At 53.9% G+C, this 12,499-nt stretch carries 12 protein-coding genes; 4 read left to right on the forward strand and 8 right to left on the reverse strand.

Translation table 11 applies throughout. From position 1 onward, the window contains the following. Positions 1 to 108: 108 nt before the first annotated feature. Positions 109 to 699, forward strand: coding sequence for a GTP cyclohydrolase II (gene ribA / locus F0319_RS12125; protein ID WP_008501210.1), 591 nt, complete (start codon positions 109 to 111; stop codon positions 697 to 699). A 37-nt stretch (positions 700 to 736) separates the two neighbouring features. On the opposite strand, the gene acnA is transcribed toward ribA, so the two are convergent. The 6 genes from acnA to topA form a co-directional block, all read right to left on the reverse strand. Beyond that, positions 737 to 3,412: an aconitate hydratase AcnA gene (gene acnA / locus F0319_RS12130; protein WP_149367043.1), complete on the reverse strand. Its 2,676-nt coding sequence runs from the start codon at positions 3,410 to 3,412 to the stop codon at positions 737 to 739. 161 nt (positions 3,413 to 3,573) lie between these two features. Continuing rightward, complete coding sequence (gene ymiC, locus F0319_RS22360) at positions 3,574 to 3,672, reverse strand: small membrane protein YmiC (protein WP_032623144.1); 99 nt, start codon at positions 3,670 to 3,672, stop codon at positions 3,574 to 3,576. Between the two features lie 138 nt (positions 3,673 to 3,810). Then, complete coding sequence (locus F0319_RS22265; RefSeq protein ID WP_032656727.1) at positions 3,811 to 3,981, reverse strand: hypothetical protein; 171 nt, start codon at positions 3,979 to 3,981, stop codon at positions 3,811 to 3,813. 2 nt (positions 3,982 to 3,983) lie between these two features. Further along, positions 3,984 to 4,124 (reverse strand): YmiA family putative membrane protein, encoded by a 141-nt coding sequence (locus F0319_RS12135; protein ID WP_213327741.1) that lies wholly within the window; start codon positions 4,122 to 4,124, stop codon positions 3,984 to 3,986. Between the two features lie 338 nt (positions 4,125 to 4,462). Then, a complete protein-coding gene (cysB, locus tag F0319_RS12140) occupies positions 4,463 to 5,437 on the reverse strand; it encodes an HTH-type transcriptional regulator CysB (protein WP_008502814.1) in 975 nt (324 codons plus the stop codon). Between the two features lie 187 nt (positions 5,438 to 5,624). Further along, positions 5,625 to 8,222, reverse strand: coding sequence for a type I DNA topoisomerase (gene topA / locus F0319_RS12145; protein ID WP_149367044.1), 2,598 nt, complete (start codon positions 8,220 to 8,222; stop codon positions 5,625 to 5,627). 399 nt (positions 8,223 to 8,621) lie between these two features. Between topA and F0319_RS12150 the strand changes: the two genes are divergently transcribed. Beyond that, entirely contained in the window at positions 8,622 to 8,873 is a 252-nt protein-coding gene (locus F0319_RS12150) for a YciN family protein (protein WP_003856804.1), read from the forward strand. 34 nt (positions 8,874 to 8,907) lie between these two features. Here F0319_RS12150 and sohB read toward each other — a convergent pair whose 3' ends face one another. After that, entirely contained in the window at positions 8,908 to 9,954 is a 1,047-nt protein-coding gene (gene sohB, locus F0319_RS12155) for a protease SohB (RefSeq protein WP_133294574.1), read from the reverse strand. Positions 9,955 to 10,205: 251 nt separating this feature from the next. On the opposite strand from sohB, the gene F0319_RS12160 reads away from it, so the two are divergent. Together F0319_RS12160 and cobO are read left to right on the forward strand one after the other, a co-directional pair. Continuing rightward, on the forward strand, positions 10,206 to 10,967 hold the full coding sequence (locus F0319_RS12160) for a YciK family oxidoreductase (protein WP_111965947.1): 762 nt from the start codon (positions 10,206 to 10,208) through the stop codon (positions 10,965 to 10,967). Further along, complete coding sequence (gene cobO / locus F0319_RS12165) at positions 10,964 to 11,554, forward strand: cob(I)yrinic acid a,c-diamide adenosyltransferase (RefSeq protein WP_149367045.1); 591 nt, start codon at positions 10,964 to 10,966, stop codon at positions 11,552 to 11,554. The genes F0319_RS12160 and cobO overlap by 4 nt, the downstream gene beginning before the upstream one ends. Positions 11,555 to 11,589: 35 nt before the next feature. Here the strand turns inward: cobO and rluB are convergent, their stop codons facing one another. Beyond that, positions 11,590 to 12,465, reverse strand: a complete 876-nt coding sequence (gene rluB, locus F0319_RS12170; RefSeq protein WP_023312076.1) for a 23S rRNA pseudouridine(2605) synthase RluB — start codon at positions 12,463 to 12,465, stop codon at positions 11,590 to 11,592. Between the last annotated feature and the right edge of the window lie 34 nt (positions 12,466 to 12,499).

Raw genomic sequence — 12,499 nt, forward strand, 5'->3', positions numbered from 1 at the left:
GCATGGTGCCCATTAGGCGAACCTGCTGAGCTTGTGGCAAAATGAACTGATACAGAAAGCAAAACAGGGCAAAGACACGAAACGTGTCAGCCTACTCTGGAGAATCACATGCAGCTTAAACGTGTGGCAGAAGCCAAACTGCCAACCCCATGGGGCGATTTCCTGATGGTGGGTTTTGAAGAACTGGCAACCGGACAGGATCATGTCGCGCTGGTGTATGGCGACATTTCAGGGCAGACGCCGGTACTGTCCCGCGTCCATTCAGAGTGTCTCACCGGCGACGCGCTGTTCAGCCTGCGCTGTGATTGTGGTTTCCAGCTGGAAGCCGCCCTGTCCCATATTGCAGAAGAAGGCCGCGGCGTGCTGCTTTATCACCGTCAGGAAGGTCGTAATATTGGCCTGCTAAATAAAATTCGCGCCTACGCGCTTCAGGACCAGGGCTACGATACGGTTGAAGCAAACCATCAGCTCGGCTTTGCCGCTGACGAACGCGACTTCACCTTGTGCGCCGATATGTTCAAGCTGCTGGGCGTGGACGAAGTTCGCCTGCTGACCAATAACCCGAAAAAAGTGGAGATCCTGACCGAAGCGGGGATCAACATCGTCGAGCGTGTACCGCTGATTGTCGGCCGTAACCCGAAAAACGCCCACTACCTTGATACCAAAGCCGCCAAAATGGGCCATCTGCTGAAAGAGTAATGCTAAAAAGCCCGGCACGCGTGCCGGGCTCGTTCCATCAATCCAGCATCTTACGAATCACATAATGTAAAATGCCGTCGTTCTGGTAATAGGTCAGCTCGGTTGCCGTATCTATACGGCACCGGCAATCCAGCACCTCGGTTTTCCCGTCTGCACGGGTTAACTTTACCGGCACCGTTTTACCTGGCTGCAGGCTTTGCAGACCGCTAATCTCAATCAGCTCTTCCCCGGTCAGGCCCAGCGTTTTACGCGTCATCCCCTGCGGGAACTCAAGCGGCAGGATCCCCATACCGATCAGATTCGAACGGTGAATACGTTCGAACGATTCGGCGATGACCACACGAACGCCAAGCAGACGCGGACCTTTCGCCGCCCAGTCGCGGCTGGAGCCGGAACCGTACTCTTTCCCGGCGATCACCGCCAGCGGCGTACCTTCCTGCTGATATTTGACTGCCGCATCATAAATCGACACGACTTCCGTCCCCGGCAGATGACGGGTCATGCCCCCTTCCACGCCCGGTACCATTTCGTTACGAATGCGGATGTTGGCAAAGGTCCCGCGCATCATGACCTCATGGTTGCCACGACGCGATCCGTAGGAGTTAAAATCGCGACGCTCGACGCCCCGGCTCTGCAGGTAACGGCCCGCCGGGCTATCGGCTTTGATACTCCCCGCCGGAGAGATATGGTCCGTCGTGACGGAATCTCCCAGCATCGCCAGGATGCGCGCGCCGTGGATATCCTTAAGCGGTGCCGGCTCGGCGAGCATCTCATCAAAGAACGGCGACAGACGAATATAGGTCGAGTCATCCTGCCAACCATAGGTATCCGAACCTGCAACGTTGATGGCTTTCCATTCCGGAGTGCCTTCAAAGACTTCCGCGTATTCTTTACGGAACATCTCGGTAGAAACCTTCTCAACGGCCAGCGCGATTTCACGCGATGATGGCCAGATATCTTTCAGATAGACAGGGTCATTCTTGCGATCGTGACCAATTGGATCGGTCGCCAGGTTGATATTCATGTTCCCTGCCAGGGCATAAGCCACAACCAGCGGCGGCGAGGCGAGCCAGTTGGTTTTCACCAGCGGGTGAATGCGCCCTTCAAAGTTACGGTTACCGGATAGAACGGCGCCTACCGTCAGGTCACCCTGTTTGATCGCCGTTTCAATGGGTTCAGGCAGCGGGCCGGAGTTACCAATACAGGTCGTACAGCCGTAGCCCACGAGGTTAAAGCCCAGTTCGTCAAGGTACGGCGTCAGTTTGGCCTGCGCCAGGTAATCCGATACCACTTTGGAACCCGGTGCCAGCGAGGCCTTGACCCATGGCTGAGGTTTTAGCCCAAGCTCTACCGCCTTTTTAGCCAACAAACCAGCCGCCATTAACACGCTTGGGTTCGAAGTGTTGGTGCAGGAGGTAATGGCTGCAATAACTACCGCGCCATCCGGGAGCTGATACTGATGTCCGTTCAGAACATAGTCTACGGGGCGATGGTCTTTCTGCGCCACGTTCACCTCCAGCGCATTGCTGGCGGCAAAGGCTTTTGGCACGTCACTCAGCGCAACCCGATCCTGCGGACGTTTCGGCCCGGCGAGGCTCGCCTCGACGCTTCCCATATCGAGTTCTAGCGTACTGGTGAAGACCGGTTCATCACCCGGGTTTCGCCACATGCCCTGCGCTTTGGTATAGGCCTCCACCAGCGCGACCTGCTCTTCGCTGCGCCCGCTAAGGCGCATGTATTCCAGCGTGACATCATCAATGGGGAAAAAGCCACAGGTTGCACCGTATTCCGGCGCCATATTGGCAATGGTGGCACGGTCGGCCAGCGGCAGTGAATCCAGACCATCACCGTAGAATTCTACAAACTTGCCCACCACACCATGCTTACGCAGCATCTGAGTGACGGTGAGCACCAGATCGGTGGCAGTAATGCCTTCAGACAGCTTACCGGTAAGCTTGAAGCCCACCACGTCAGGAATAAGCATGGACACCGGCTGGCCGAGCATGGCCGCTTCTGCTTCGATACCGCCGACGCCCCAGCCCAACACGCCCAAACCGTTAATCATAGTGGTATGGGAGTCCGTGCCCACCAGCGTGTCCGGATAGGCGACCCACTCTTTATCCTGCAACTCACTCCAGACGGCTTTCCCCAGATATTCAAGGTTAACCTGGTGACAAATCCCGGTACCCGGCGGGACCACGCTAAACCGGCTGAATGCCTGCTGCCCCCACTTCAGGAATACATACCGCTCGTGGTTACGTTCCATCTCGAGACGCACATTCTCGCCAAAGGCGTCATCATCGCCAAAGCGGTCAACGGTTACGGAATGGTCAATGACAAGGTCAACAGGGGAAAGCGGATTCACTTTTGCCGTATCTCCGCCGAGACGCTTAACGGCCTCGCGCATCGCGGCTAAATCAACGACGGCAGGGACACCGGTAAAGTCCTGCATCAGCACCCTGGCCGGGCGATAGGCGATTTCTCTGTCGGCATGGGCATTTTCAAGCCACCCTGCCAGCGCCTTGATATCATCGAGGGTGACAGAGTCACCGTCCTGCCAGCGCAAAAGATTTTCCAGTAAAACTTTCAATGACTTGGGTAAACGCGAAATGTCCCCAAGCGTTCTGGCAGCCAGCGGCAGGCTGTAGTAATGCCAGGTTTTATTTTCTGCCTGTAATGTGTCCTTACTGGCTTCGCGTAGGGTTAACGACATAAGCTCCTCCTTAATCACAGAGATGCCCCGACAATCATCAGGGCCGTAATTAAAGATAACACAAAGATGTCGTAACGTTTTGATAACAACCCAAATTGATAAATTTAGGATTGGTCCCGAACGGGAAAACAAAAAACCCCGCCGTAGCGAGGTTTTACAATTTAGTGGAGGGCCAACCAGATGAGCTGACTCCAGAACAGAATCGACACGGTAAAAACGCCGATCCATGACCAGTATTTGTGAGACGTCATGTTATTCATCATAGGGACACCAGGCATTATTTATAAAAAGTTCCGAGGTTTGTCCTCAGTGCTATATTGCTGATGTGTATTTATTAAAGAGTACAAAAGTGCAGAGTCGATATTCAGACTATTTGCATCATTACGCAATAAACTAAATTATTGTTTTTTGGGTTCGTCTTCTGCGAACACATCAATAAACGCCTGCTGCTGCGGCGTCAGTTTCCAGGACGCGGGTACAACAGTCGCAGGTGCTTTACGCCCTCTGTGGCCGTTGTCACGATGCTGACACATCTGTTTTACCGTTTCTGTACGTACCGTCACTGCCATATTCAACCCCAATATTTCCAGGCCAGGAGAGCAACCACCACCCAAAACAGGGTAGAGACGAGAAAGACCGCCAGCCAGGCTTTACGCTTGAGCGCAGGATCCCTTTGCGGTTCTTCACTTCCTGAAGGCATTGCTAACCTCATACAATCGACATCGCTTATCATTTAGGACCAAACAATTGGTACAATTAATCATCTGTTGAGATAAATCCTAAAGAAACTTTAGCCGAAAAGCCAGTGAATTTACGCACCGGAAGGTATGAAATATTCATTCTTTTGACCAGAAATAAATAATTGAAAAGAAAAATTTGCGAAGGCGTTAATTAGTTTCTACTTTTGTCGTCAATTCACGACATTATAACCCTACTGATTAAATGGATAATGACATTATATGACAGGGGATACGCAGATGATGATAATTCTAATTTAGCTTTGAGGCGTTATTTCGGTATCTTTCCCTTAGGGAAAGATACCGGGTGTGATTATTTTTCGGGGAGTTTGATATCTTTAAACATCTCTTCAATATCTTCATTTGAGCGTAATGCAACGGCGGTATCAACAACGTCACGCGTTAAATGAGGGGCAAAGCGCTGAATAAAATCATACATATAGCTGCGCAGGAAGGTGCTGCGACGGAAGCCAATCTTAGTGGTGCTATGACTGAAAACATCGTGCGCATCAAGACGCACCAGATCAGGGTCTGACACCGGGTCCACCGCCATGCTGGCAATAACACCCACCCCCAGACCAAGCCGCACATAGGTCTTAATCACGTCGGCATCCGTCGCGGTAAAGACAATGCGTGGCGTTAACCCTGCCCGATTAAAGGCCGTATCAAGCTCGGAGCGTCCGGTAAAGCCAAACGTATACGTCACCAGAGGATATTGGGCCAGCTCTTCGATAGTGACGGACCCTTTACCTGCCAGGGGGTGATCGGGGGTCACCACGATAGAACGGTTCCAGTGGTAGCACGGGAGCATCACCAGATCGTCATAGAGGTGAAGCGCTTCGGTGGCGATGGCGAAGTCTGCATTCCCCTTGGAAACGGCTTCAGCGATTTGCGTTGGCGACCCCTGGTGCATATGCAAAGAGACGCGAGGATAACGCTCTATAAAGCCTTTAATGACACCAGGTAACGCATAGCGCGCCTGAGTATGCGTCGTGGCAATATACAGCGAGCCTTTATCCGGCCAGGTATGCTCCCCGGCCACAGACTTGATCGCATCGACTTTAGAGAGGACTTCCCGCGCAATGCGGATGATTTCCTGCCCCGCAGGCGTCACCTGGGTAAGATGCTTACCGCTGCGGGCGAAGATCTGAATGCCTAACTCATCCTCCAGCATACGAACTTGTTTGCTGATGCCCGGTTGCGAGGTATATAACCCCTCGGCGGTAGAAGAGACGTTAAGGTTATGATTCACCACCTCAACGATATAACGAAGCTGCTGTAATTTCATGCCAGACCATCCGATTTAGCGCATGCGGTCAATCGCTTAAGACGATTTAATAATAAGAAACAGGTTAACTATAACCACTATATCATTTATAGCCTGACTGTATAGTACGGAACAAAAAATAATAACAAGGCAATAAAAAAGGGCCGGAAATCCGGCCCTTTTACAGGTAAGTTACGGTAAGGGAAGATTATTTCTTGCCTTCAACCCATTTGCCATCGACAAAGAAGGCTGACCATCCGGTCGCTTTACCCTCTTTCTCTGCCGCAACATACTGCTGCTTGGTTTTACGGCTAAAGCGCACCACGGTTTTGTTGCCTTCCGGATCCTGCTGTGGCGCATCGGCCAGATAACGCAGTTTCTCAGGCAGACGATCGCGGAAGCGATGCAGCTCTTCCACCAGCGGCGCGCGGGTTTCACGCGATTTCGGGAAGGTGTTGGCGGCCAGGAAGACACCCGCAGCGCCGTCACGCAGCACGAAGTACGCGTCGGATTTCTCGCACGGCAGCTCTGGCAGCGGAACCGGATCTTCCTTCGGCGGAGCCACTTCACCGTTACGCAGAATTTTGCGCGTGTTTTTACAGTCGTCGTTGGTGCACGCCATGTACTTACCGAAGCGCCCCATTTTCAGGTGCATTTCAGAACCGCACTTCTCGCACTCCACAATCGGGCCATCATAGCCCTTAATGCGGAACTCACCCTCTTCGATCTCATATCCGTCGCAGGTCGGGTTATTACCGCAGACGTGCAGCTTGCGTTTGGGATCGATCAGGTAGCTGTCCATCGCCGTGCCGCATTTCTGACAGCGACGCTTGGCCCGCAGCGCGTTGGTTTCCGCATCGTCACCTTCCAGCACGTTGAGAACTTCGTTCTCAGGCACCAGGTTGATGGTGGTTTTGCAGCGCTCTTTTGGCGACAGCGCATAGCCGGAGCAGCCAAGGAATACGCCCGTCGTGGCAGTACGGATCCCCATCTTGCGACCACAGGTTGGACAGTCGATGCTGGTCAGAACCATCTGGTTAGGCAACATACCGCCCTCTTCAGGGTCTTTCTCCGCTTTTTCAAGCTGGTCAGTAAAGTCGCTGAAGAAGCTGTCGAGTACCTTTTTCCATTCCGCCTGGTGGCTGGCAACCTGGTCGAGGCTGTCTTCCATTTGCGCGGTGAAATCGTAATTCATCAGCTCGCGGAAGTTTGCTTCCAGACGGTCGGTGACGATCTCGCCCATTTTTTCCGCATAGAAACGGCGGTTTTCAACGCGCACGTAGCCACGGTCCTGAATCGTCGAGATGATGGACGCGTAGGTCGACGGTCGACCAATACCGCGTTTTTCCAGCTCTTTCACCAGGGACGCTTCACTGAAGCGCGCAGGCGGCTTGGTGAAGTGCTGGGCAGGCACGAGGTCAACCAGCGAGAGTTCATCCCCTTTGTTCACTGCCGGCAGCGTTCGGTCTTCATCGCCTTTACGCAGCGCAGGCATCACTTTCGTCCAGCCGTCAAAACGCAGGATACGACCGCGAGCTTTAAGACGGAACTCACCCGCGCCAACGGTCAGCGTGGTGGAGTCGTACTGCGCTGGCGTCATCTGGCACGCCACGAACTGGCGCCAGATCAGCTGATACAGCTTCTGCGCGTCGGCTTCCATATCCTTCAGCGATTCAGCCAGGACAGAGACATCAGAAGGACGAATCGCTTCGTGCGCTTCCTGAGAGTTCTCTTTGCTGGCAAACTGGTTAGTGCTTTCCGGCAGGTATTTCTTACCGAAGTTGTCGCTGATGTAGCCGCGCACCATGTTGACCGCGTCCTGGCTCAGGTTGGTTGAGTCGGTACGCATGTAGGTGATATAGCCCGCTTCATACAGACGCTGGGCCATCATCATGGTCTTCTTCACGCCATAACCCAGACGCGTACTTGCAGCCTGTTGCAGGGTGGAGGTGATAAAAGGCGCACCAGGCTTACTGCTGGTCGGTTTGTCTTCGCGTTCCAGCACCTGATAGCGTGCCTTTTCAAGCAGCGCCACGGCGGCCATGGTCTGGTCGCGGTTTTCTGGACGGAAAGGCTTATCGTTCTGATGGCTGACCTGCAGCGGCAGAGCGTCACCGCCCGGCGTGGTCACATTGGCGTCAACTTCCCAGAACTCTTCCGGGACGAAGGCTTTAATCTCGCGCTCACGCTCAACGACCAGACGCACTGCGACGGATTGCACACGCCCTGCGGACAGGCCACGGGCAATCTTCTTCCACAGCAGTGGAGAAACCATGTAGCCCACAACGCGGTCCATAAAGCGACGTGCCTGCTGGGCGTTTACACGGTCAATATTCAGTTCGCCCGGCTTCTCAAACGCCTGACGAATCGCATTCTTCGTAATTTCGTTAAACACTACACGGCTGTAGCGTTTGTCATCACCACCAATCACTTCCCGCAGGTGCCACGCAATGGCTTCCCCTTCGCGGTCAAGGTCGGTTGCGAGATAGATGTGGTCTGCTTTTTCAGCAAGCTGCTTCAGCTCGTTAACGACTTTTTCTTTCCCTGGAAGCACTTCATATTGTGCATCCCAGTTATGCCATGGGTTAACACCCATGCGGTTGACAAGCGCGCTACGTTCATCCTTTTTAGGCTTTTTAGCCCCTTTGGTGGAGGTAGAGTCTGCGCTCTTTTTGCTGGCTGAGCCACTGGTCGGCAAATCGCGGATATGACCAACGCTGGACTTAACCACGTAGTCATTACCCAGATACTTATTGATCGTTTTGGCTTTTGCCGGGGACTCAACGATGACGAGAGCTTTACCCATATTCACCTTTACCTAATTTAATTCTTCCAGGAATACGCCGCACGTTGATTTCCCTTCCGCTGACGACGAGCCAATGATATTGCGACTGCGTCAGGAGATATCAACCCCTTTGTCTTACCGGGCGTTAAAGAAAAGACGCCCAGGTGATTGAGTTCTCGGGTATTTTTCTCACATCTCGTGTAATTCGTGACGAATTCCCGGTTGAATGTCAAGCAATTCTGTTGCCAGAATGACGAAAGCGCACACTCTACCTGATAAAATTCGTTACGCAACTTTATTAGCATGCAAAAGCAAATCCCGCCAGCCAGGCCCCTGCAGCTTATCCCCTCACATTACAGGGAAAATTTGCCCCCAAAGCGCCCCCGGCGTAGACTATTGTCACTGTTTAAGGAGTGGATTATGCAGAATACGACCCAACCTATTGACCGAGCCTCTCTGCTTATCGAAGCAAACAAGCTTATCCGTGACCATGAAGATACGCTGGCGGGTATTGAAGCCACCGGCGTAGAACAGCGTAATGGGGTGCTGGTTTTCAGCGGCGAATACTTCCTTGACGAACAGGGGTTGCCGACCCCGAAAAGCACCGCCGTGTTTAACATGTTTAAATATCTGGCGCATACGCTTTCAGAGAAATATCACCTGGTCGATTAATGCAAAACGCGAGGCATCTGCCTCGCGTTTTTGTTTACAACAGGGGTTTTTGCCCGCGCTGTAGCCAGCGCAGCAGCAGGCGGTCAGCACTTTCTGCCGCACTGTTGGTAAAGCGGTCAAGGAGTCGCTTACGCTGGGTAAAGCGCACGCCCACCAGTTCCCGGCCTTCCATCAGGTTGAGCAGCAGATCGTCGCTGGTTCCGACTTCATCCACCAGCCCTTTCTCCTGCGCCTGGACGCCATACCAGTGCTCGCCCGTCGCAACCTGCTCAATGTCCAGCGTCGGGCGCATACGGTGTACAAAATCTTTAAAGAGATGATGCGTTTCGTTGAGATCCTCACGGAATTTTTGGCGCCCTTCCTCCGTGTTTTCCCCCAGCAGCGTCAGGGTGCGTTTGTACTGACCCGCGGTATGAAGTTCAATATCAATCTCTTTATTTTTCAGGAAGCGGTTAAAGTTCGGGATCTGTGCGACCACGCCGATCGAGCCGATAATGGAGAACGGCGCGGCAACAATTTTGTCCGCCACGCAGGCCATCATGTAGCCACCGCTCGCTGCCACTTTATCTACGGCCACGGTCAGCGGGATCTGTTTTTCACGCAGGCGCTGCAGCTGGGACGCGGCCAGGCCGTAGCCATGCACGACACCTCCCGGGCTTTCAAGACGAACAACGACCTGATCCTGCGGCGTCGCCACGGCCAGAACGGCAGTCACCTCCTCCCGCAGAGAAGAAACCTCATGCGCATCCATACTGCCTTTAAAATCGAGCACATAGACCCGTGGCGTGGCCTTATCCTGCGGCGCATTGAGTTTTGCTTTTGCTTTTGCCGCTTTAGCTTCCTGTTTATGCTTTTTCTTCTGCGCTTTCAGCCAGAGTTTCTGTTGATGACTATCAAGCAGCGCCAGAGACATATCATCCTGCATCTCTTTATACTGCTCGCTCAGGCGGGTGATGCGTAACTCCCCACGCTGACGCTTGCGCTGCGTCAGGTTGACAATCAGAACGGCAACTACCGCAATGGCAACCACCACCGTCGCGATTTTGGCCAAAAACAACCCATATTGAGAAAGTAATTCCACGCGTTCCACCTTGATTTAACCACGAATCTTTCACGGCAGTGTACAACAGCCCTGCCCATGCGTCTCGCTCGTGACATTACCTCTGCGAGCCGCCTTCAGGAATCCCCGAACTGGAGTTTAAATATTTGCAAATTGTTAATTTTACAGTAATGCGTCCTGTAGACTGATTGAATTATCAGGCGAATTCGGGCATAAAGCCGAAAAGTCATCATAAAGGCGCCATTGCGTTACCGGTCGCCTGAGGAGTCACCGTGCATTATCAACCGCAAAAAAATCTGCTGCAAAACCGGATTATTCTTGTCACCGGTGCCAGCGACGGGATTGGTCGCGAGGCGGCCCTGACATACGCCGAATATGGCGCGAACGTCATTCTGATTGGGCGCAACGAAGAAAAACTGAAAAACGTCGCTCTGGAGATTGAGTCGGTATCTGGTACGCCAGCCCCGTGGTATACCCTCGATTTACTGACCTGCACGCCCGCAGTGTGCCAGGAATTAGCCCAGCGCATTAGCGCTCACTATCCGAGACTCGACGGCGTGCTGCATAACGCCGGTTTGTTAGGCGAAGTGCGTCCAATGGATGAACAGGACCCTGATATCTGGCAGCAGGTGATGCAGGTCAACGTTAACGGCACGTTTTTCCTCACACAGGCATTGCTTCCTTTATTACTCAAATCCGAGTCAGGGTCTCTGGTCTTTACCTCTTCCAGCGTTGGTCGTGAAGGACGCGCAAACTGGGGTGCCTATGCTGTATCAAAATTCGCGACCGAAGGCATGATGCAGGTACTGGCGGAGGAGTATCAAAGCCGCCATCTGCGCGTAAACTGCATTAACCCGGGCGGTACGCGCACCAAAATGCGCGCCAGCGCGTTCCCGAGCGAAGATCCGCAGAAGCTGAAAACCCCGGCAGACATTATGCCGCTCTATCTTTGGCTGATGGGCGACGACAGCCGCCGCAAAACCGGGATGACCTTCGACGCCCAGCCGGGCCGTAAACCAGGAATTTCGCAATGAGTGAAGAACGCCATCAGCAGCGCCAGCAGCGTCTGAAAGAACAGGTCGATGCGCGCGTCGCGGCAGCACAGGACGAGCGCGGGATCGTCATCGTCTTTACCGGCAACGGCAAAGGCAAAACCACCGCCGCGTTTGGCACCGCTACCCGCGCGGTCGGCCACGGGCAGAAGGTCGGCGTTATCCAGTTTATTAAAGGTGAGTGGCCTAATGGCGAGCGTAATCTGCTTGAGCCCCACGGCGTTGAGTTCCAGGTGATGGCGACCGGATTTACGTGGGACACCCAGAACCGCGAAACCGATACCGCAGCCTGTCTGGCCGTCTGGGAGCACGCTAAAAGAATGCTGGCCGATCCTTCACTCAATATGGTTCTGCTGGATGAGATCACGTATATGGTCGCCTACGACTATTTGCAGCTGGAAGACGTGCTTAATGCCCTGAAAGACCGTCCCGCCCATCAGACGGTTATCATCACGGGCCGCGGGTGCCATCGGGATATTCTGGAGCTGGCAGATACCGTCAGCGAGCTGCGTCCGGTTAAACATGCGTTTGATGCGGGAGTCAAAGCGCAAATAGGGATTGATTACTAAAGAAAAAAGCCCGGTGAATTCACCGGGCTTTTACATTAACCGTTGTTATTACGGCTGCCGGAGCGGCGGCTGCTGCTCACCTGGCTGTGGCGCTTCACCGCGCGACGGATCTGATTCGCCTTCATGCGACGACGGTCTTTTTCCACCGCCACTTTAGAGGTGGTTTCCGGCGTCAGGCCAACCAGCTCGCGAAGGTAGTTGGTTTGGGTCAGATCCAGTTCGGTATAACCACCGCGCGGCAGCCCTTTCGGCAGCAGGATGTCGCCGTAGCGGACGCGGATCAGGCGGCTAACCTGTACGCCCACCGCTTCCCAGAGACGACGCACCTCGCGGTTGCGGCCTTCGGTCAGGGTCACGTTGTACCACTGGTTGATACCTTCTCCACCGGTGAACTTGATGGTTTTGAACGCCGCAGGACCGTCTTCCAGCTGAACGCCACGCGACAGGTCGCGCAGTTTATTCTCGTCAACCTGGCCAAACACGCGCACCGCGTATTCACGTTCCACTTCACGGCTTGGGTGCATCAGACGGTTCGCCAGTTCACCATCGGTGGTAAACAGCAGCAGGCCGCAGGTGTTTACGTCCAGACGACCAACGGCAATCCAGCGAGCGCCGCGCAGTTTAGGCAGACGGTCAAACACCGTCGGGCGACCTTCCGGGTCGTTGCGGGTGCACAGCTCGCCTTCCGGCTTGTAGTAAGCCAGCACGCGGCAGATTTGTTCGGCAGACTCTTTCACGGAGATAAGATGACCGTCGATACGGATCTTCAGCCCCGGTACGATTTCTACGCGGTCACCCAGCGTGGCGATTTTACCGTCCACACTCACGCGGCCCGCTTCAATAATGGCTTCGATTTCACGGCGTGAACCGTGGCCGGCACGCGCCAGCACTTTCTGTAACTTCTCGCTCATTGAGCTTCCTCAGGTGTCGCCTTCACAGGCGTCG

It is taken from the genome of Enterobacter vonholyi (assembly GCF_008364555.1).
GTDB classification, from domain to species: domain Bacteria; phylum Pseudomonadota; class Gammaproteobacteria; order Enterobacterales; family Enterobacteriaceae; genus Enterobacter; species Enterobacter vonholyi.